At 41.3% G+C, this 24179-nt stretch carries 10 protein-coding genes and 1 rRNA gene; 1 reads left to right on the forward strand and 10 read right to left on the reverse strand.

From position 1 onward, the window contains the following. From H524_RS0108880 to H524_RS0108925, 9 genes are all read right to left on the reverse strand, one after another. Positions 1 to 149, reverse strand: a 16S ribosomal RNA gene (locus H524_RS0108880); the annotation flags it as partial. Between the two features lie 673 nt (positions 150 to 822). Beyond that, positions 823 to 3792, reverse strand: a complete 2970-nt coding sequence (recD, locus tag H524_RS0108890) for an exodeoxyribonuclease V subunit alpha (RefSeq protein WP_027939964.1) — start codon at positions 3790 to 3792, stop codon at positions 823 to 825. A gap of 13 nt (positions 3793 to 3805) precedes the next feature. After that, positions 3806 to 9028 (reverse strand): UvrD-helicase domain-containing protein, encoded by a 5223-nt coding sequence (locus H524_RS0108895; protein WP_027939965.1) that lies wholly within the window; start codon positions 9026 to 9028, stop codon positions 3806 to 3808. Positions 9029 to 9186: 158 nt separating this feature from the next. After that, positions 9187 to 13377, reverse strand: a complete 4191-nt coding sequence (locus tag H524_RS0108900) for an exodeoxyribonuclease V subunit gamma (protein ID WP_084281728.1) — start codon at positions 13375 to 13377, stop codon at positions 9187 to 9189. 630 nt (positions 13378 to 14007) lie between these two features. Next, the gene (locus tag H524_RS0108905; protein ID WP_027939967.1) at positions 14008 to 14241 is read right to left on the reverse strand and encodes an LPP leucine zipper domain-containing protein; all 234 of its coding nucleotides are present in this window, start codon (positions 14239 to 14241) and stop codon (positions 14008 to 14010) included. A gap of 680 nt (positions 14242 to 14921) precedes the next feature. Then, positions 14922 to 15446 (reverse strand): hypothetical protein, encoded by a 525-nt coding sequence (locus H524_RS0108910; RefSeq protein WP_027939968.1) that lies wholly within the window; start codon positions 15444 to 15446, stop codon positions 14922 to 14924. A 350-nt stretch (positions 15447 to 15796) separates the two neighbouring features. Then, on the reverse strand, positions 15797 to 16354 hold the full coding sequence (gene gmhB, locus H524_RS0108915; RefSeq protein ID WP_027939969.1) for a D-glycero-beta-D-manno-heptose 1,7-bisphosphate 7-phosphatase: 558 nt from the start codon (positions 16352 to 16354) through the stop codon (positions 15797 to 15799). 344 nt (positions 16355 to 16698) lie between these two features. Next, positions 16699 to 17301, reverse strand: coding sequence for a transglycosylase SLT domain-containing protein (locus H524_RS0108920; protein WP_044121887.1), 603 nt, complete (start codon positions 17299 to 17301; stop codon positions 16699 to 16701). 580 nt (positions 17302 to 17881) lie between these two features. Continuing rightward, complete coding sequence (locus H524_RS0108925; protein ID WP_027939971.1) at positions 17882 to 18220, reverse strand: P-II family nitrogen regulator; 339 nt, start codon at positions 18218 to 18220, stop codon at positions 17882 to 17884. A 659-nt stretch (positions 18221 to 18879) separates the two neighbouring features. Here H524_RS0108925 and H524_RS16620 point away from each other — a divergent pair. Then, entirely contained in the window at positions 18880 to 19485 is a 606-nt protein-coding gene (locus H524_RS16620; protein ID WP_052339013.1) for a super-infection exclusion protein B, read from the forward strand. 1113 nt (positions 19486 to 20598) lie between these two features. Here the strand turns inward: H524_RS16620 and H524_RS0108935 are convergent. Then, positions 20599 to 23325, reverse strand: a complete 2727-nt coding sequence (locus tag H524_RS0108935; RefSeq protein WP_027939972.1) for an autotransporter domain-containing protein — start codon at positions 23323 to 23325, stop codon at positions 20599 to 20601. Between the last annotated feature and the right edge of the window lie 854 nt (positions 23326 to 24179).

Genomic DNA, 24179 nt, shown 5'->3' on the forward strand with positions numbered 1-24179 from the left:
TCCCCCACTACCAGGCAGATTCCCAAGCCTTACTCACCCGTCCGCCACTCGTCAGCCAAAGAGCAAGCTCTCTGCTGTTACCGTTCGACTTGCATGTATTAGGCCTGCCGCCAGCGTTCAATCTGAGCCATGATCAAACTCTTCACTTTAATGATTCGTTTGAAGTTGTAGCTTTAAACTAAGCTACTAAGTATGTGGCTAAACTCAAAGTCCTTAACTAAAGAACTCACACAGATTGTCTGTACTTATCAATTTTCAAAGAACTACAAAGCGCTTGGCTTTGTTTTGCTGTTTGCTTAGTGCGTTACAGCGAGGACGTATTTTAATGATTTGAACTCACACGTCAACAGCTTTTTTAATCTTTTTTACAAAAACTTTATAAACCGCACACACCGAACACACACTAAACCAGATAAACATCAGGTTTACAGCATGTTAAAAGATCATAAAAAAAGCTATAACTTTCTTGCATCTGCATGGCACATGCACCATAAACATACGGCTTTTGAGCCAAAATTGCTCTGATCTTCTGATCTTGAGATCGCTATTTTTTCTAAACAACTATCTACAGCCATCAAAATATCTCTTTTCAATAGCACTCATCTAGTTAGTTATTTATGAAAAACTCATAAAGACCCATCTTTGAATCCTAAGCAAGGCTTGAGATCACCTATGAGTTACATATATTGGAGTTATTAGCTTTTACAAAGGAAAAGCTCTTGCAAAACTACTAACATGACCTATGTATGATATGCCTATTCGTATTCACATGCTGATAGGAAATTATTCATGTTGCGAAAGAGTTAATTGCTATTGCCATTCCTAACGATTCAAACGATCAGCAAGACCACTTTCACGCTCAACTGAATGTGAGATCGCATGACGTAGTGAGTTAAAGGAGCTAATAAGCTCTACATTCTTCTTTGCTCGAGTAATGCCCGTATAGACTAGCTCTTTAGTTAGCACACGATTTGGTCTTCTTGAAAGCACAATACTGACCTTGTCATACTCAGAACCTTGAGACTTATGGATAGACATGGCATAGCCGCTGTCATACTCAGTAAGCAACATGGTTGAGATTACCGTAAATGGATTAACCTCTTGACCATTTTGACCCCCTGAAGCGATTGGCAAGAAGACTCTGAGCTTTCTCTCCTTGTAAGGGATTCTTCTTATATCAAAATCCTCGCCCTTATCTAAACTTTGCTTGAGCAGATCTTGTTCATCAAAAGCAACAAAGCCTACATAGCCATTCACCAGATTCAAGATCGGATTGTTTTGCGTGATGATTACAATCTGTCCTGGGAAAAAGCTTCCTTGTGGATAAAAGCCTCTGGTCAAATACTTATGCTTGATCTCTTTTTCAATGGCATGGTTTAGGTTCTTATCGCCAAACTCTCCATTGTGGTTGGAGCACAAGATACGGAAGCGATCCATGAGTTTAAACAGATGCGCTCTTTTATGAGTATCTGTACTTACGATAAAGTCGTTTCTAGCAAGTTCTTGTAAGAACGCTGAATAGTTATCATCACGATCAGGCGCAATACAGTCACTTGCAATCTCTTTGACAAAATCAGCTGGTGTTTTCTCTTTGTTGAACTTTGTATATGAGATAGCTGCTTTAGTACCATTCTTTTGTGCTTTCTCTTGAGCCTTATTAAAAGTACCCAAGATTGCAAACATACGCTTAAGCACAGGATCATCTGTCGAAGATGATCTCTTATTGCTTTTGTCTAGATTACTAGCAGGCTCAGCTCGCTCAATCTTTTCGACAGCACTTTTCATGTACTCATCAATCAAGCCTATTTGCAATTGCTCGCTATTTTCAAGCTCGGTCTGCTTTGCATTATTAATGAGAGATGCCAAGGCTCCAATTTCAGGAACATCCTTAGATCGCCAGCTCTTACTTAATAAAGCAACGTTGCCGGAGATCTTCTCTTTTAAGATCGCCTTTTTTGTATAACCAGTTGCCTCAGTGATTATTGACATGACATTGTCATCAACACGATCACTCTTAGTGCTATCAAGACAAGCACACAACTCAGCTAACACAGCGCCCGCCTCTACTGATGCAAGCTGATCTTTGTCACCTAGCATAATGATGTGACAATCATCCTCAAGCGCACTCAAGAGCTTTGAGAATAAAGCCATATCCAGCATGGACACTTCATCAACTACTAATACATCGCACTTGAGTCGATTGTCTTTATTAAACCTTGCTCGTGAACTATTAGGAATAGTCTTAATCAAGCTATGTACAGTTACTGCAGTTGATGGGATATAGCCCATGATCTGCTCTATGCTCAGGCCAAACTCTTTAGCCATTAACTCTACAGCTGCTTGAGTATTGGAATTACTTAACTGCCCAGCAATAGACTCACTCATACGTGCAGCAGCCTTACCAGTCGGTGCACACAGTTTAATATTACGATTCTTCTCATCCATGCAGATAAGTAACAATAAGATTCGCAGCACTGTTGTAGTCTTGCCTGTACCTGGTCCGCCCGAGATCACTGTAAACTTCGACTGAGCTGATAGAGCTGCAGCGACCTCCTGCATGTTAACCTCAAGCTCACCGTCACTAGGCTCCTTAGGGAACAAAATCCTAATAGCCTTGATGAGCTTTTGCTTATCTTCATCACTCATAAGTGAGCTCTTTTTATTGCAAATGAAGTCAGCAATGCCGGTTTCGTAATTAAAGCTTCTACGCAGGTAGAGTCTGCCATTGTCATAGACTAATGGGGAGTTCTTCTCCTCTGCACTACCTACCGATAATGACTTTTTCATCAGCTCATTTAAAGTAGCAACTGACTTAGGGCAGTAAGCTTTAGCACTTGCAATCAAGAACTCTAGAGAATTGAGAACACCTTGGGTATCACTGAAGTTTTGGAGCTCATTGTATGTAAGCTGCCAATTAACTATGGCATCGAACACGCCATTTAACGAGCGTAGGTCGATACAGATATCACCCTCTTTAACCTTCTCAAAGAGAGCTAAGATGATAAGGTTGAACTGCTCTTGATCATACTTGTTAGCAAATGGGAAATGCTCTTGAAGATAGCTGATGCAAGCTGGCGCAATAGAATCAATTTTCGGGCAGCTACGCGCACGAACAAGTAAACTTCTTCCTCCATGAAAATCCATATCGAAAGCCAAAACTTCCTCAATGTAAGGCTCTTTAGTGATCTCTACAGCATTGAAGAAATAAGCATCATCGTAGATCTCTTCAGGCTGATAGATCATTTTAGCCATTAAGATACGAGCATTCTCTAAGTACTCACTTGAGCTCTCCTGAGTAATGCTGATCTTTTCCTTGTGGCCATCAGGCAAAAGCTTACAACTTGAATATGATCTCTCAGCCTGCTTTTTTAACTGCCATGCAGCCTCTTTAATGAGCTGCTCAGCTTCAATGCGTGCTTGGGTGATATCTACACTTTGCTTATAAGCTACTAACTCTTGGCTAGCCTTATCATCGTCATAGGACTGATATGGGTATTTCTCATCGATATGCTGATCAAAGTAGTCATCATCAAAGTCGCGCTCTGCAATAGGAGCAGAGCGCTCATCGTTAATACCACTAGCACTACTTGAGAAATCACCAAGCTTACTGTCATAGCAATCATCATCATTGAGCATACCGCTTGAGTAAACGAGCTTACCGGCATCCTTGTCAGTAGCTAAACGCGAAGCTGCATCAGAGTAAAAGGTCTCACTGAGCTTTTGGTAAAAATAAGAATCATCAAGAGAAGCTGCATCTAAAGGAGTTTGCTTCTCAGTTTTTTGCTTGCTCACTTAATCACTCCTCTTACTCTTCATCATTATTGCCAGAGAATATCTGATCTAGCTTGTAGACGATGTCAAAATCTAATTTAGTCGTAAATACGCCTTTAGACACCTTGTCTCTTAAGTAATTGGCTTTCATGCCTCGCATATACAAGTACATAACACCGCCAATATGTTGGTCGTAGAAAGACTCAAGCTCTTCATACGAAGAGTCCAAGCGCACGCCATAACGAACCTTTAAGAATCTGTAGAGAGCCAAGGTATAGAGCATAAACTGCAAGTCGTAACGGTGCTCATAGATTGACTTGACCATATTGTCAAAACTATAGCTTCCGTAATACTCACTAAAATCATCTGCTTGTTCGTATTGCGGTATATTCAACTCTTCTGTAGATGAGAGCATGCTGTTGGACTTATAGTCGATCACGTAATACTTGTAATCTTTCTCCTCTCCTGTAGCTGCAGATACTTGTCCTTCATAAGCATCGCTCAGAGGCATACGAGAAAAGTTTTGCTCCACAAATGCACCATTTAACTCAGGATCTTGGCAATTAGGAAGCTGTCCTTGTCTAAACTTTTCCCTTAAGTACTTCATATGCTCAGCAATAATGACGCTCTGATCTTCTGGAATGGCGTACATAAGATCAGCTCGCTCATGTAAAGCTAGACGACGATTCAGATCAAAGCGACATGCTAAGTCTATAGAACCAGTAACAAAACCTACTACCTCGCTATAGCTAAGGGTGAGATTTTCACCAAGATACGACAGGTGCGCTGGCAAGAGCCGTTGTGCTACCTCATGACATAGCTCATCAAGCTGAGTAGTATCAAAGCGGCCATTGGACATTAAAAATTCCATCTCGCGCTCATAAGAAGCCACCTCAAGATCTGCTAGCGCAAAGCAATGGTATTTGCCTGCAACAATTGGTGCCTCGAGCACATCATTGAACCACTCGCCTAATCTCATCTTGTACTCGTCGGCACTCACAATATTTGATTGCGACATAAAGTCATGAGCACGTGCTGTCTGAGATACTTCTTCAATTACCTCATTTAAAAGGTAATTGTCATAACCACGTGCTTTCATTTGCTCAAAATCAATCTTTTCTAAGATCTCATGCATGAAAGAACCAGCTAATTTACCTTTTGGGAAAATATGGCACAGCGGCGATTTCATCTTAATAGTCTGACGTATCATCAAACTGTTGTAGTTTTGCTCACGATATCTTTGAACTAAAGACGAAACTGAGCAAGTATCGTTATTTACAAGGTATGTGCTCTCATTTGTAGATACTTGAGGTGTCTGTTCATGCTCCACAACTGTCACTAGAGGCAAATCATTTAGTTGCTCTTCAGTGGTATCAACACTCAGATCACTATCATCATGATTTTCATCACGGCCTAAATGATAGTTGAGCTTTGTTTCATTGTTTGAGCTGTGGTTTGCTGTCAAAGATGAATACGAGAAGATATTGAATGAAGTATCAATAGCCTGTTTGTAGATAAATGACAGTGCCACATTAGGAACCTGATCTTGAGCTCGAATACTAGAAATATTCAAAGACCTATCAGTAAAGCCATCTTCTGACTTATAACCATAGGCATTGAACAGCTCTAATCGACGCTTAGTATCAGTATCTAAGATCTCTTTATCACCAACATGGAGTGCACTAATATCCTCAGTAAAGGAGGCATAAGCATCCCTAAGCCTCTTACCATCAATCACAGTAAACTTCTCAGGATGCGCTAAAACTGCCTCAACAAAACATGAGGCCTGATAGTTTTCCTGTTCAGGAGTAGTGATTTCTCCAGAAGGCAATGCAACAGATGTAGTTCTGTTGTGAGTGCCATGATGACGAGTCAAAGCCTCAGGCTTATAATCTTTGCCTTGCTTCATATCATGTACAAAGAAAATATTTACATGACAGGCGCGAGTAATCGCCACATACAAAAGACGAGTAGCTTCTTTTTGTTCTTCGAGTTCATACTGTTCTTTTGGAGTGCTCTCAACTACATGTTCTACATAATCATCAAGTAGATTTCCTTCAGCATCTACCTTAGGAACACGCGTATTGACTGACAACGGCTCATCTAAGTTAAAGCTTAACACTCTATGCTGTTCTTCATTTGAGTAGTACCTAACTACTGGCAAGTCAGGTTTTTTATTGTTTTCTTTAGATACACCCCACAAGAACGGCATCAGCACAATTGGGAACTCTAAGCCTTTAGACTTGTGTACAGTAATGATCTTGACTTGATCTTGCTCGGACTCTAAACGTTTTTTAGAGTCATCCTCAGAAATATCACTAGCCTCTTGATTAATAAGATCATTGAACCAGTGAATCTGTGTAGCAAGAGCAGTATTTTTCTTATGTACCCCCTGCACAATCTCACTTATGTGGCAGAAATTAGTGTACAAGCGCTCACCGCCATTTACAGACAGTAATCTTGAGCTCATGCAATGGCGTGGATCATTTGCCCACTTTAAAAAGGCGGGCATAAATCCATAGCGCTTCCAAACATGCGCACAATCATTAAGAAGTTTTACTTCATACTCAAAGATGTCATCTGAGCTCATGAGCATAGAGTACTCTTGAGCACTTAAGCACAACAGGTTTGAAGCGAGCACCTTGTATACTTTGCGTCTATCAGTGCTATCCTCCATTGCCTCCATTAATGAGAGAATATCGCTAGCTTCCTTGCTTGGAGGAGTTGCATCATTGGAGTTTGTATTATTGTTAGGTTTTGCGCCTTTGAGGACAGAAGAGCGATCAGAGAAGAACACTGATTGAATTTGTAGTTTTCTAAGCTCTGCTTGAACAAGATTGCTCTGATCCGCCTTTCTAACTAAAACAGCAATATCACTTGCCTTAACTGCAGACTTTGTAACTACACCATCTGGCCCTTTACGATCAATTTTGCCATCAGACAACAGCTTCATAATCATAAGAGCTGCAGCCTCAGCATAGAGTTGCTCAGTGGCTCCTTTGTTACTGCTCTCGTCTAAATCAACAGCAACTACATAAGTGTTCGCAGCACCGCTATATTTAACCCCCTCATTATTACTCTCTGTAGGCACACTGCTCCCGTCAAAGAGAATTTCATCAAGGCCCTCAAGAGTGAAACTTCTTGGCTTTGCAGGTGCTACCTTAGCGTTCTTCTTGGCTACAAGTCCTTTAGCTAAGCCTGACTTAACGCTCTCAAAAGGAATATCTGCCTCTTCAAAAGGATTGATATTGTTAGGGTTGAGCTCATTAGAGAAAATGGCATTAGAAGCGCCAACAATATCAGGCTGGGAGCGGTAATTGGTATCTAAGGTATAAAGACCCTTACCATGAGTAAGCTCGATAATCTTTTGGCGTGCCTTAAGGTATGAGTTAATGTCTGAGCCACGGAAGGCGTAAATAGACTGTTTTGGGTCACCAATCAGATAGCAATATGCCTGAGCATCTAAAGCTTCTTGGGTTAAATAGATGGCTGAGAAGATGTTGTATTGCACAGGATCAGTGTCCTGGAACTCATCGATCATAGCCAGTGGATAACGCTTACGAATGAGCTCAGCCAGACGCTCACCTGCAGCGCCACGATTGTTAATGGCATAATCAAGACGACGCAATACGTCATCATTGTCCATGACATTATTCTCTTGGCACAGCTTCATGAGCTCTTGCTGCACAATGATACTTACTAGAACCAGTAAGACATGTCTCAACTTCCTAGAGCGTGACTCAAGCGTAGTATATTTTTCAAATATGCTTTTACATATGTCTAATAGGTTCTTTTCAAAAGATTTTGTTTCTTTTGGACTGTAAGCTATGAAGCTGGTTAAATTATCCTGATACAAAGAATTAGGACTTGGCAGCTTGGCATAAAGCTGATTAATTTCGTTTCCCGAATGATTTTGTGATGCTAAAACACCTTTAATCTCATTTTCATAGGAGTACAGCTTATATAATCCTGCCAAGATTGGAGGGACATCTTTTTTAAATGATTTGCCTGTGCCATCTAATAGATAACCAGGTGCTTTGGTTTGAGGATTGTATAAGCCTTCAAACTGCTTTTGAGGAATGGCGCTTAAGAAATTGTCATACTCTCTTAAGATCGATATTTTTGCGTCATTGTCAGATGAGTCACTCTGAGAGTCTAAATCATTTAGCCAATTGACTAGCTGGCTTTCGAGAGACTGCGCAGAATGGATATCAATTGGGCAGTTAACCTCTTGCATGAGCTCTTCAAAGCCCTCAAGGTAATAACCTGCAAAAGCACTTTTTGGATCAGAATGACGTGCTGCACCAAGAGAGTCTAGGAGTTTTGAAAATGAGTCAGGATTATACGCACCTAGTGTATCTTTAAGCGTTGTGGAGCACTTTTCCTTATAAAAGAGACGACGCCACACACCATAGATAGCCTCTTTACTCTCATGGTAAAGATCCCTTTTAAGCTCAGTATTAAATGCCTCTCCTGACTCGAGTGCATATAACTGAGTTAAGGTGCTATTACAAAATGAGTGAATGGTGCAGATAGAGGCGTTATTGATCTTTCTTTCAGCCTGAGCAAGCAGCAAGATGGCATGACGCAGCGGCACGACTTTACGAGAGAGTAAGTCAGTGATCATGTCGTAAAAAGTCGGGTCAACATTACTACCGCTCATGACAGCTTTAACATCAATATTTAATAACAGATGCTGCAGCTCATCCTCAGTATAGTCTGATGCCTTAGTCTCAAGGTAATCACTCTCAGAGTCATCTAAGTCATGATTAGCTAGCGACTCTAGAGTTCCCTCGTCACTTATACGCCCCTCGATAGTCAGAGCAGCCTTGCGTTTTTTAGCACGCTTACGTCCATTAGCAATAGCAGACTTAACCTTGCTTAAATCCTGCTTTTCTAGATAGTGACTAGCAAATAGCTCTTCATTTTCCTGCTCTAAGGCTTCAGAGATTAACTTAAGTGCATTATCAATAAAAGTTTCAAAGGCACCACGTGCTGCACGAATTCTCTCGAAGATTCTACTTCTCAGATCTGAGGTGGCCGCATTAGTAAAAGTAACTACCAGCAAATCTTCAATCTGCAATGGACGAGGAAGCGCTACCTCCTTACTACCCAAGCCTAAGAGCGCCCGCACCACTAAATTAGTAATGGTGTAAGTCTTTCCCGTACCAGCACTAGCCTCAATTAAGGCAGGAGAAGCCATATTGAACTTCATGATTTCGAGTGGTACTGATTTGCTGCCTACTTGCTTTCTCATAACAAACCTGACTGCGTGAAATTAGCTTGGAGTTTTAAGCTGCCATACTTTTTCGGCAGCTTACGGCACTTAACATTGCAAATACTAGGTAATTACAATCTGACTTTATGGCTATGCTCTAAATGAGTAGATTGGAGCCATCACTAATATTGCGTTATTTAGCCTTTTTCAATATTGCTTGCAATGTAACTTAAGTAGAAGTCGATATAGTCTGAAGCAATCTTGGAGAGTACTTCGGAGCTGAGGATAGTATTAACGTCTCCCAAGAAGAACTCGGCATCCTTTTCGTAACCAAAACTACTTCCTTTACCATTAATGACTAGCTCGCCATCTTCGTTATGTTGGAGCTTTTTAATAATTGCTTTTCCAGTTGGCATCACTCTCATCTTGCTTAATAAATAGTTCAAAAGCATGAAAGTAATGACATAACGCAAGGCCGAATTCTCAAGCGCCTTCATGTAGATTACATCTCCACCAGAAGTCACTAAATGCACTGAGCTTGCTTGAGAGCCCCCTAAGTACTGGGCAATCATCTCCTGAATGAGTGAAAAACCATATGAAGTTTTTTCCTGCGCAAATCCCCAAATTTGAATACTGTCTGCGCCATTAGATAAGAAGTACTCTTGTTTCTTAGCTTTTGCCTCATATTTATTAAAGCAATCCACGATTACAGGTTTAACCTTGCGACTTGCTTGCAAGGTGATCTCAAACTCTCTATAGCCATCAGGCACCTTGCGATGGGAGTTATCATCTTGGCTATCAAGACCTAAGTTGGCGCTTGCTGCAGCATTGGTACTTGCGTACTCAATATTTAATTGAGTGAGCTCCTTAAGATCAGGCGGCATTGCGCCTGTGCAAACAGCCTCAGGCAAGATCAATCTATAAATAGCGTTAGGGCATGCAACCGTTTCTATATCGGTGTTATCCAGACCAAAATTGGTCTGCATACTCTCAATGATTGCCTCCATTCGCTCATTTACTTTGCTCTCAACCAGCTCTCTAAAGACTCCGCTTGGCAAATCACCCGCCAGGCTATGACGCTCTAAAACGGCGGCACGATCTTCTGCTTTTTCATGCAGCAGCTCGTTTATCAGAGCCTTGATTAGGAAATCGTCTGCACTAAAATCCTCATCATCTCGAGTTACATCTGCCTGCCCAAGATCTACATAGATCTGCAGAGTCTTTCTTGCGAAGGTTTTATATGGATCTTTATTAGCGGCGATCACCTCATCTAATGAGACAACCTGAACTAAATCATCAGCCTCAGGCTCAACTGTCAAATCTCTACCAATATAGACACGGTCTTGCTTTGGAGCTCCTGCAATGGAGATAAAGCCCGAGTTGAAACTTGGCAATTTAGATGGGAAGAACTTGGCATCAGGATCTGTAGCATTGTGCTTATATGAAGCACCCTGTGCTACATAGTTTTCCTGAGAGTAGGCATTTAAGTGCTCTTCATGTAAGATGCGGCGCTTTACGCTTTGCTCACGCATTTGATCATTTAAATCTTCAAGCCCCTCAATAGAACAACGCTGATATATGTAATACATAAGCTCATTAAGCACAATTGATGGGCTTAGCTTACGATTGTCCGTTGCGCTACTGCCAATGTAAGAGAAATACACTGACTCACGTGCAGATAGAATTGCCTCTAAGAATAAGAAACGATCATCAGTACCACGAGATCTATCACCACGCTCGAATAGTTCATACGAGCTCATCAGATTAAAGCCTGGCATTCTTTCTTCGCGAGGGAAGTCTGAATCATTAAGACCTAAGATGAATACATGCTTAAACGGTACAGCACGCATTGGCACTAAAGAGCAGAAGTTAATTTTCTCTCTTAAGAAAGGCATGTAATTAGTCTGAGCACTTAAACCTTGACGCAGCATGGCTGCAAAAACAGGCAAGTTGATGGCTGGTTTACGAGCAAGACCATCAATCGTTTCCTTGAGATCTTCAATAACAATCTCAACTGAGCGTAAGGCCAGCTTAGTTTCATCAGAGCTATCAAAAAAGCGGCTGATAAGCTTAGTGTTGATCTTCTCGCCCCAGAGTCTTGGTGCCAATGCCAGCTCTGGATTAAAAAACAGACGCAGCTCATTTAGCGCATTAATAAAGTCCCAGAACCTGCCTAAGATGACAGCATCACTACCTTCAATTTCGCTAAAGCCAGGCATGACATTACTTTCACCCAACATGGTACCAAGCAGCATGCGATCCATACCGCTTTCGAATGTTCCAGGCAGAGCAATCTCAGAGAACTCGGAGACATCATTGTCATTAAGACCCCAGAAGATATTATTCTTTTCAATCCACTTAGCGATGATCTCGACATTATCCTGAGTCAGGCTAAAACGTTGAGCAATAGCGTTTTCAGAGAGTAAATCAATTACCAAGGATGCAGTAATACGCTTATTACCAATCTCAAGGAGCTTAAGCAGTGCCTCAGTAACGGTATTAGTTTCTCTTTCGGTCTGATCTGAGATGACATAAGGGATGTAATCAGGATCACCCATCTTGTGTGAGCCACCAAAGACAGCCTCAATATGTGGAGCATATTCATTAATGGCTGGCACCATCACCACAATATCTCGTGGATAGAGCTTATATTCTGGGTCTTGCTTACTCTTTTGCTTAGCGCGATTAAAGCACTCTAAAATAGCATCATGCAGTACCTCTACCTCACGACGCTTAGTGTGGCATGAGTGCACGCTAAAGGAAGTGTCGTCCTTACTAATGACATAGCGATCCTCTGGCTGCTCTAAGAAGAGTAACTGCCTTTGAATATATCCAAGCAGATTACCGCCAGTAGTCTCATTCACCTTCTTGTTGTTACGCTCAATACCCTCTTGAGTAACAAACTCAGTTGGCACATCAGGCTCAGAGAAACATGAAATGCTCTGCGGCATTGGATCGCGGTCAAAGAGTAAGTACAGATTGTCACGACCTTGGCGACCGTATGAGAGCAAGAGAGGGTTACCCTCAATACGCTCACCTGAATCATCAAAATCATTTAAAGATAATGATGCACCTCTTACAGGTAAGAACTTACCTTTCTTATCGACCTTGGCCTCTTTAGCACTCTTAGTGGATGCCTGAATCAGCTGCGTGTAGCGCTCAAAATCCTGTCTATGACGTGGCGCGATGTCTGCCCAGTACTCTTGGCATGGATTTAAGAGCATAACGTTCACGCTACAGTGATTAGATAGCGCATCAAGGAAGTCAATAACAACTCTTGGCAAAGCGCTCACGCCAAAGACAAACACGCGCTCGTAAAGCTTAGGCAGATTCTTATGGGTTTTAAGCTCATTGATAAGACTCACCATAACTTGTGAGCGATCAAGATGAGTTAAACGACGATATAGCACCTCATTGCTATACTCAAAGCTGCCGCCGTTATGATCAGGGTCTAAGGATAAGTTATAGCGCAAAGAGCACCATAGCTTTATCTGCCACACATTAGACTTAAACAAGTGTCTAACCATCTCAGCACGGGATGCTGTTACGTGCTCAGGCTTTACCTCTTCAAAGGTAAAACGTATATCGTCAGACTCTGGATCGTCAGATGAGTTTAACGCCTCGTTATAGGCAGCCTTACGCTTTGCGGCATTAAGACCAGTCTTTTCACGAATAAAACGCTGACACTGGCTCTCAATAAAGACATTGATAGGATTTGATGGATCGTCAGGATCACGCTCGTAATCATCAAAAGCGCTAAGAGGGATCTTATTCCACTCCATGATCCACTCAGGACGGTACATTTGATACTGATCTAGGGTATCAGCGATTTTGGCTGAAAGCTCAAAAGCCTTATCGCCATAACGATCGTCTTTAAGATAGATACGTAATCTCTCGTAAATATCTCCACTCTGACCCCCAGTAGTGCCGTAAAGTGGTAGATGAGCGCCTAAGAGCTGTTGGGCACTCTCATCTAAACTCTTGAGAACTTCATTAAGATCAGTACCTGACTCTAAAGCTGCTTTACGCGCCTGAACCACAATACTGTCACTGTTCCAGTTCTCAATCATGGAGAAAATGTTCCAGGTGATATGACGACGATCGTACAAATCCTTACGTGGAGCATCAGGATGGATAGTGCGGTATGTGTCGTAGATAAGCTGCCACACCTGCTTAAAGTCGCACATAGTAGAGATGCTATTTTGCATAGCAATACGCTGTGATAAGAACTTGTTCATACCCAAGTTCATCACCACAACCTTCTCGTGAGCAAAAGGATCCTTAAGAGGGTACTCACTCATAAGCAGAGCGCATAAATCAGCCAGGCTCTCCATGTTGTTCGACATGAATACCGTGAATTGATTAAACCTATCTGCACTCTGTGCCATAAACAGTCCTCTTTGGTCAGTCCATCTACAACTAAGGCTTTTGACTTATACCACTCATTTTATTTTGAGTACCATTAATATACTAGTAAGCATTAATGAAAACGTTAGTGAAGCCACATAGCTATACCTAACTACAATGCTTTCATCGAGTACGTAGTACTGCCTTAGTGTAAAACACAAACACTCAAGAACAGCTCCTAACTACAAAAATTAACCAAAAGCAGTTAAACATGGGCTTCTTAGGCAAGATAATGGCAATAGAACTATAAGTTTATTAGTCATATCTCACAATCAGACCATGTCAGTCTCTATGAGCGGCGCAGACGAAATATAAAGACGCAGGAGAAAGGTAAAGACACAACGTATCTCACAGCACAGACTATGGGACAAGACTGAGTACGCTTGACTTGATGCAATAAAGAAGGGGTAAGTAAGAGAAAAGCTGCTAAGTGTAGAGGCTTAGATAGATAAGGGAGGAGGCAATGATGGTAAGTACAGTAACAAATTTAAGTACATACTTTTACGTAGCCTAGAAATGATTGAGGGGTATGATCTTACGACCACACCCCTCAATCAGAAGCTTGGGACTGAAACTAGGTTTCAGACCTAGCCTCGGCTAGAGAAGTAAGATTACTTCTTGTAGCGACGAGCTAAGTTGTCTAAGCGCTCGTTAGCACGTGCTGCGTCGGACTTAACGAATGCAACGTCGTTAGCTAACTTGGACTGCTGGGTCTTTAATGCGTCAACATCAGCAGCAATAGCGTCAACCTTTGCATTTAACTGATCTAAAGAGGTGCTGTTGCAACCAGCTAATAAAGAAGCACCTAAAGCAGCTGCGCCTAAAACAACAGTAAACTTGTTCATTTAAAAATCTCCGATACTGTATGAACTTCCTAGCATGTTACTGCCAAGATTCCTGCTAATCTCCGATTGGAGATTTTTACAGGCATGAACAACCTACTGACTTATTAAGCTTTCGATTGTCTCGGGATGCTCGATCCCTAAGATTCACTCAGCACCATATGCTAGAACTAAGCTCTAACATTTGGCACACGAGCAGATTCTAAACCAGCAAAATGCTGTACGAGCTAATTCTAATACAAAATGCAATACAATGGGGCATCAATCTTATGAAAGAATTTGCTTAGAAATCCAAGCTTGCAAGACACGTCACATAAGTAAGCCTAAATAAGGCTGTTTAAAGCTAGTATCGACGGGCAATAACGTCAATTTGACTGCCAAACTATGTTATACCTATCTAAAACACTTCACATTCCCAATGTGGTGCAAAGTTTACACACTTTTGCTACTTTAGTGCAGATTTCTGACTAACTCATGCAAGCAAATTTGCCCTTAATTACGAATGTTCCCCATTTAGATTGCTGCGATCTCAATTAGATCAAGCCAACATGTCTTGGCAAACAAGAGCTATCCTTGCCACGATCTATATGACTATATTTTCGATAGGAAAAGATCCTAACGTATAGCAATCTTATGTCTTAATTGATCTTGTATGAGAGCAAGACTTAATCGTGAGATAAAGACTAGCGATAAAGGTTGTCTACGTACTTTTCAATCACTGGACGCAGTGGAGTATTAGGCTTGAACATGTCACGAATGTACTGAGAGCGAGCATTTAAAGTCACAGAGTTTAAAAGCTCTAATGAAGAAGTATCGTACATGTCTACCTTCAAGCCTACATTACCGATGGTAATCTGAGAGTCTTTCCAGAAAATTGGCTTTGACACTGCAATGATATTGCAATGATTGTTTCTAGAAACCTCTTGGAGCTGAATCATTGAAGAGCTATTGAGATCAAAAGCGCCTAAACCTACAGCACCCTCAACATTGTACTGTTGCATAGTCACGTACAAGATCTCATACATAAAGCGACCTGAGTTACGGTAGCGAGTACCAGTATCAGTGATCATGTCGCCGCCATTGAAGACACAAACACGATCAGTATCAGTCATGAGGTGAGTCTGCTTGTGAACATCAATGTTATGGTAAGGAACATTTGGAATACTAGTGTTGTTATAACCAGAGCAGGCTGCTGTAAAGAGCGACATGCAAGTGCACAATAGCAAGCTTTTCCATTTTCCCTTGAAAACCATGATTCTCCCCTGAGTTTGTATTAGCCTAATGAATGCTTAAGTTTCATTAGGTTATTTCTATACATGGACATATGTACAAAACCACATATGCCCTAATGGATCAAAAAAAGCACCAACGATGATACGCTGATGCTTTTGTATTCACAAATCCTGTGATCGACTAAATTGATCACAAAAGTACTTTTGCGATCATTTAGTTAGACTGCAAGCCACTTAAGAGCAAATTTAGAGTCAAAGACCACTACCTTGTAGACACTTAAGTGTTGATTCACTCCGTGATTAACTCTTTAGTAAGCTTCACGGCGCTATGCAATTTGACCAGCTTTAATTGCAGCTACAGCCTCTACTAAATCTTTGAAAACTAAAGCTGAGCTCATAAGCTTAGACTCAGTCTCAATATGCTCGCCAACTAAAATCAAAGTCTTAATACCAGCACCTGCCGCTGCTTGTAGATCAGTAACATGATCGCCAATCATAATCGAATCTGACATATCAATATCAAGCTCGTCCTTGGCCCAGTTGAACATCTCTGACTTAGGCTTGCGACAAGTGCAGTCACAACGGAACTGAGCTACGGTGGCTTTTGGATGGTGTGGACAGAAGTAAACACCATCAAACTTAGCACCAACCATATCGAGCTGGCCCTGCATGAAATAGTTTACGGTATGGAAGTCGTCGACTGTATATAAGCCTCTGGCAATACCAGACTGATTAGTGACTAAGACCGTCTTATAGCCCATAGCCTTAAGTTCGGCCAAGGCCTCTTTCACACCAGGCAGAAACTCAAAGCGCTCTAGAGTTCCTACATAACCATAGTCGCGGTTGATTACACCATCACGATCTAAAAAGACTGCCTTTTGCACCTGTCACCTCATTGTTGTCTTTGCGCACTCATGTGCTTGAACAACATTCTAACAGCATGCAAGGACTTTTAAGGCCTTAGGCCTAACTATGTTGTAAAGATCCCAATGGCAAGTTCAATCTTTTGCACTAACTCAAAGTTAATCCCTGTTTAAGTGCCATCTGCACCAGCACAGTGTTAAGAATCTTTCGTATCACACACGCTGTTAAGAATCTTTCATCTCTCGCACACTGTTAAGAATCTTTCATCTCACGCATGCTGTTAAGAATCTTTCATCTCGCGCACAATGTTAAGGCGCAGGGTGTAGCGACATGGTCAAAAACTTTGGTTTAAAACAACAAGCTCTTAGTACAGGCGACACTTTTGCAGTTGCATCTTGTACTTATCAGCTCTTAATGCGACTGATTTAGCGGTATTCATAAGCCAGGTTTTGGACTTATATGAGCCTTTCTTATAGCCAGTCCAGCCCTCATGATAGTTAAGGTACTGATTGTAAGCATCGGTCAAAGCTACACCATTGGTCTTACGGCTTTTAACCATATACCAAGAGATGAAGTCCAGTGCATCTTCAAAATCATCTCTATCAGAGAAGAATGAACCAGCATCATCAACATAGTCACTCCATACCTCATCTTGAGCCTGAGCATAGCCATAAGCTGAGCTACCACGACCATATGGAATAAAGAGGAACCAACGCATAGGAGGACGGGCATCATCAACAAAACCAGACTCGTGATACATGATCGCCATGGCTACATTGATAGGTGCACCATATTTCTTATGCACACGATGTGCTGCAGCATACCAGCTGTCATTTTCCTGGAATATAGAGCATACATTAGATGGATCTGATGGTACGTTAGCCGAGCAACCACTAAGCACTACTGCCATACCTAAAGCTGCAGCTACAGCACTGCGCTTGAGCTTACCCATGACATTTGAACCCATCGACATCCCTCTCCAAAAGACTGCTCAACCGCCTAAAGTAAAATCTCTTAATAAGAGCAACTCATAGGCTTTTAGCAAATACAAAAACATCCTGCAAGGATAACAAAGTGAGTGATTTATGTCCGGATGAAAACCACGTAAATGTCAGCTCTAAACAAGATCTATAGATATTCAATTGTTACTAGGACATGTACTTTTCATTTACACGAGTAATCTAACCGTTCTTACACGACAAAATCATCTTCAAAAGACATAACCTTTTGAGCAAACAGCCATCAGCTAAATCTAGGTGCTTGAGCTTACAAAGCTGTCACAAATGTGTCACTTATGTAACATGATGCGTGGTGTTTGGCTCAATGAAAAGGCTTAAAGATCTATCTTAAGACAAGAGCAAGTCTAGCGCATTAGTCCATCATATAAGATCAAGACATCTGGCTATATGCTCTTAAAAAGGAAAGTTAAGACGCGCTGATAGGTTAGTACGGTAAAACCTATCTAGGCATTTTGATTTGGCACTAGCTGGCCTGATGCAAGGTTAGTTCAGGCCATGCTGTGCTGCGAGGCAAAAAAAACGTTCAGATTAGATAGCGTCTTCGCCTTCTTCACCGGTACGGATACGAATCACACGCTCTACAGTAGAAACAAAGATCTTGCCATCGCCGATCTTACCAGTGTGAGCTCCCTTAGTAATAGCCTCGATGCAAGAGTCTACTTCATCATCCTTTACAACTAACTCAATCTTAGCCTTTGGAAGGAAGTCGACCACATACTCGGCACCACGGTAAAGCTCAGTATGGCCTTTCTGACGGCCAAAACCTTTTACTTCAGAAACGGTCATGCCAGAAATGCCTTGGGCACTTAAAGCCTCACGGACGTCATCTAGTTTGAAAGGCTTAATGATAGCGACAATTTTCTTCATTGCTTAAACGCGATCTTCTCCTTGCTCTAAACGATAACTAGCAAGGATGAGGTCACGCCCTCCTACATACAAGTTAAAGAGTATCCAGAACTAACTACCTTAGAGTCTGTAGCTGGAAAATTTCGGTTACCTTAGCCAAAAGCAAGGTAATACAGGCTATGGGTACTCTGACCTTTTAATACGTTGTCCTACATATATGTACTTATGTAAGTACATAAGGCTTCGGATAACATCTCATCTATTGCGACTGCGTATCGACTCATCAACTACTAATACTAGTAGCTAGATTGTCGCTTCTACGAGCTCTCACAACACAAACGTTACTTTAAGCTAATTTGCTTTTAGACGCATTCAGTCTTGCTATTTTGCCCTATCCTCGGGCAAAAAAACACACAAGTATAATCGATAAACACGTCTTTGCACTAATAGAACGCACAATAAAGCAAAACATTTCTAAGATCACTTTGACGAGATCTCGACTTAAAGATCTTTAGAAGACTAAAATTGCTTTTCCAAAACGCTTATAAACCTGATATTTATCGTATTTAGCAAACATGGCACACCAGTTGCACACTATAGGGCATACACAGCAGCACTTATTAAGCTGCAATTATTAAGTTATTAAGTTAGTTGAGTAGATTTGATCGGGGTTTTCACAAATGGAAAACAACAACTCTGTATTCGCCGCAAATAAGACCTTAAATATTGTTATGCTGTGGCTCTTCTGCGTAACCTTATTACTTCTGGTGTTACCTCTTGAGTCCGTTTCACAGGAGCTTGCTGATCAAGTCGCAGCTAACAAGACCTATTTATACTTAGCCTTAATCGTTGAGCTGTCCAACTTTATCAGCCAGGCTATCATCGCTTTCATTTCTGCATACTTAAACAAGCGTCACACCCGTCTTGAGCAGGACAGCATGAAGAAGACTGTTGAAGGCTTAGATTTTGGCGAGCGTGCCTTATTACGTGAGTTCGTACTGCAAAGAAAGTCAGTACTGTACTTACCTGAGTCCGAGCCAACCGTAAGATCCTTATTCGATTCAGGCATCTTAAACGTAGTTGGTGACGCTGACGAGACCACTTCTCGTGTTCCAATGATTATTACCAAGCAAGCACGTCCATTCATCACCTATCGCGCTATCGGCTTAACCCGTAGCAAGATGAACGACGAGATGCTAGAGCAGATTATGAATGCTCGTCCTGAGTTCGCCCGCGAAAAGAAGGTTATGCCTCGCGCATACCGTGGCATCAGGGCTGCTGCTTAAAAGATCTCACTAACTTATTCTCAGGCGTGCTTCGGCACGCCTTTTTGCTTTTTGGGCCCTCCACAATTAAACGCCACTAGTCAGCACCACATCTATCCGTCCCATCTCGTTTTAAACTACTACCCCACTACAGCAAGCCATCTGATCTGCAGCAAATAGACTATTCACTCACGCGTATACCTCGATGAGCGCAGCAAAGCGCTACTTAGCTCTTTGTGTATGCTCACTTCAAAGTGCGCACTAACATAGCGCCCGCTCATCAGCATTGATGCTGAGCTCATCGCCGACTTAGAGTAATTGTTAATAGATCTAACCGTTCTAACGCAAACTAATGCCTCAGCAAATTGGCAGGATAAAACAATGCCTACCGCAGCACTTTAAAGATCTCAGACAAAACTAATTTCTTGTGTTTGGGGGATATACACTCCCTGTGTATGAAACTAAATTACGTACATGACTCGTTTATCTTGCGATCTTATAGTTAGCTTCGTGGATGGATTAATGTGTTGTCAGAGTGTCAAAAACCAAGATCTTATCTGGATAATAAGATCGCTATCTTCCACTTATCTACTGCTAAGATCTTAAGATCGCGGCGATCCTGTGTTTAAAAAAGATCATGGATTTAAGATCACAGCTGTCTTTTTCTTGACGCTATCTTTAAGCCATTTGTGGATAAAAGGAAAAAGTATCAGACATCGCACGCCACTAAGATCGCCCACGATCTTATAGCGCAGCCACTTATTAAGATCGCCATCTTTTAACCAGTTTGAACGTATCAAAAGATCATACTTAGGACTCACGATCTCACTTTAATCTTGAGATCTTAATTATGCGCAGAGTGCTCTGTTGGGCGCTGAGATCATGGATTGGATCATATACATGCATGATCATCAAGATCTCGACACACACTCAATTTGCCTGTACTAGTGGTTGTTTGTTTGGTTGATTAAACTTTTTGCGCTTGGTGCTATGTGTTGACGATAGAAACACCCTTTGTATGACGAGGGTTGGTAGAAGCCAAACAAGAAGGCCCGCTTATGCGGGCCTTCTATTAGTGAGTGAATAGGATTAATTAGACTTAGCGCTGTTCTTAAAGGGTGATTTTGTACAGCTTTAGAAGTGCCAACGAATACGGGCATTACCGTTAGCACCAACACCGCCCTCAGAAGTTAACGAGCCGCCTAAGCCTACATCCAATGTCACGTCGGCAGCTAGACGCTTACTTAAAGAACCATTGATGGAGAAGACCGTGGAGTGATCTTTTGGGATATCGTAAGTCATATAGCCATTGGCATTGACAAGGTTGATGCCGATTTCATTATTGGATGTGTAGACATTACGCTTTAAGGTTGCCTGCAGCATATAGCCAATTGACTCATGGGCTCCCTCAAGCTCTAAGCCTAAACCAAGATCCACTACGGTCTGAGAAAGATCATCACGCTTTAAGTATGAAGACTTGCTCTCACCAATAGTGTGCCAACCAAGATCAGCAAGCAACATAGGACGAACGCTTAGAGCTCCCATATGGAAGTGGTACTTAAAGTAATTACTGCTCATCAAGAGCCAACTACGCTCGTCAAACTTTTGTTCACCTATCTTAACGTTTGGAATGAAGCTGCGGTCATTAATGAGATAGCCACCAGTTAAATATGACTGAAACTCAAAACCCTCTTTCTGCTCAAACGAGAAGTATCCAGTGACACCGTACATGATGGCATCATCTTCCGACCTTGTATCCTTATTGTCGATCTTAGTGGCGTTAAAGGCACCACCTACAACAATACGACCATCTTTCTTAGGAAATACACGGTCATAGCCTATGTTAGTGCTCAGAGTATGTTCTTTGAGATCGTCTTCATGCAGCACACTACCACTTACATCAACAAAGATACTCTCATGAAGCATAGTCTCTTCGCTTGCAAGAGATAGTTCGTTAATAGCTTCAGCTGTACCTATAGCAGCAACTGGAGTATATGTAGCTGTTGAAGAGCGAGCACTGCGGCGTAACGATGCCAAGCGAGTATCAATAGCGCGACGAACTGGAGCTACTAACTTATTTGGATGAATCGTTCTAGCTACTTTGCGTTTTAATTTAGCTGTACGGTTTGCAATAGAGATTAAAGAATCGGCTCCTTTATCTGAGTTTTGCATAGTCAAGGCATCTTGCAATGCAACCTCTTGGAACTTGTTATCCCCGTTCTTGTTATGCTCTATGATAGACTGCAACTCATCACGTGCTCCCGGCACTGGATCATGCTCAAAGAAGCTATCTACTACCTTGTCTTTGCTATCTACAATCTCATCTAAATTTGGAGGAACAAAGTCAGGATCTTCAATTGGCTCACCTAAGCCTGGGATCTCCTCTGGCTCTACAGGAGGTTGAGTACCATCGGCCTCCGGCTTTGGCGGAACCAAACTAATGAAAGCCAAAATGATCTTGTTATCTTTAATATAAGTATCAATTTCAACTGCAATGCCATGAGTATCATACTCAACGATCTTATCTGTGCGATTATCAATGAGCTTATCCGCTCTAATCAAAGTTCCAGGTTTGCCGAAACGAACATTGTTTAAAGACAAGAAATCATTGGAAAAGTGAGCTTTAACTTTAGTGTCCTTTGCAAGAGTTAAAGTACCAAACACATCTAAACCAACCCAGTCAGAGCCATCAGGCATAATACGATGCGGTCTAAGATCGCTAAGGGCCACTAATTTGTTAACTGCAATATTGCCATAAGCCTTTTGCGCACCTGAGGTAGTCAAGGTATTGATATTGATTTTGCCATTTGAAGCAGTCTTTAAGTTGCCATCCTTAAGATGCCACTTATTAACATTAATGGTACCTCTCGTATCAGCAAAGAGAGTTCCACTAGCCACATCATCAGGTAAATCCAAGTTACCGTAAATTACGTGAACACCGTTAACAGTTAACTTTGAGTCTGGACTGATATCGAAAAATTTAGGATTGCGATTACCTAATACCTTAATGTTACCAAGCTCAACTACTGACTTATTCTTAAGCTTAATGCCACTATGTAACAAGAAAGTTAGGCCATTCTTGTCATGGTTTATGAAGGTAGAATTATCCATGTCGAAGCTAGCCTGAAACGAGTGCATGTAGCTGTCGATCTTTGAGTTCTTAGCCTTGATATTGCCTTTGTAGTGAACCGAGTAATCGTATCGTGAATTGCCCTGCACGAGCTGCTGCTTAGAGCCACTACCACCTTTATCATGGAATACAGGCACATCACCGCCAAATCTTACGATAGAGTTGTCTAAGATAAGATCGCTCTCAAGCCAAGCATTACGACCTATGTTTAAGGTAGAGTTAGTAAGATTCATCGAGGAGAATCTAAAACCACGCTCTGTCCAATAAGCATCATCAAAGTCGCCTTCAAAATGATCAGCCCAGCCTTGCATAGTAATCATGGCATTCTTAACTGTCGCATTGCCATACTGAGCATGCGAACCTCCATCCATAATCAGATGACGGTTACTAAATTTATATGACTCATCGGCACTATCGGCATACTCAAGCTTAATGCTAGTACTACCCTGATAGTCATCGTGAACCATGACTTGTGAATTGATGGAGCTAAAGTCGAGAAGGTTATTGCCATTAGCTCTCAGAGCATAGGTTGCGCCTGCTGATCTATCATCATAGCGATAGAACGCTTCATCATAACTAGAAGGACTTAAAGCAATAGCCTCTCCAGCCATACAAAATAGGATTGGTGAGATCGCCACTTTGAGCATGGTTGGTAAAGATAATGATTGTGTGGTTTGATGTTTAGACTTTTCAATTACCACGTTTGCATTAAGGCTATTTCTTGTAGGCATAACAGTGTCCTTCTACTCGGTCCCTCACTGTGCAGGCAAGAGTAATTTCTACTAACTATTGATTTGCGATAGCAACATCCTTAACAAGTCTTTTATTGCACAAAAAGCATATTCTGATTGTATCTAAGTGACTAATTTTTTAGTGCATTTTCCGCATATTTATCGAAAAACTGTGATCCGCATATAACTACTTTAGACTGTATCTATAGACGTTTAAATCTAATATAAATGTATGTAAAAACTATGTTAAGAATGCCTAAACTCGATATAACAGCTAAGCTACAAATTTAGCCAGTAGTGCTGCTTCTTCGAGCCATCAGTGCATGAGTGCATGTGCGTAAAAAACAGATAAATACGGAATTTATTAAGATCTTAGAGAGAGCTTATTTGGCGTAGCGTAATTATTACTCACAATCTTAAATGCCTTAAATACTGCTACCACATGCTGAAAATTTGCACTGATCGTGTGCACTCCTATAACTTTTTTAGTGCGGATTACTGTTTTATAAGTACCTATGTGATGGGTCACTAAATTTAGACCCTATGTGTCATTTATTTGTTTCAAAATAGCTCAAAAAGTCTTATTTAGCTATTGACTTTTCTTAAAATGAGTTAAGTGATGGTTTTGCGGCTATTTTTATAAAAATTTAAATGACCAATGTTAGTTGTGTGATATGTATAGCTTTTACAACTGTTTTCTATATCAAATAAATGACCCTTGCTATATAGGTCATTTACATACTAGGTTTAATAGAACAATAAATCTTAAATGACCAATGTTAGTTGTGTTATATGTTATCTTTTACAACAGTTTTTCTATATCAAATAAATGACCCTTGTTATATAGGTCATTT

The organism is Anaerobiospirillum succiniciproducens DSM 6400 (assembly GCF_000482845.1).
In the GTDB taxonomy this organism is placed as follows: Bacteria; Pseudomonadota; Gammaproteobacteria; order Enterobacterales; family Succinivibrionaceae; genus Anaerobiospirillum; species Anaerobiospirillum succiniciproducens.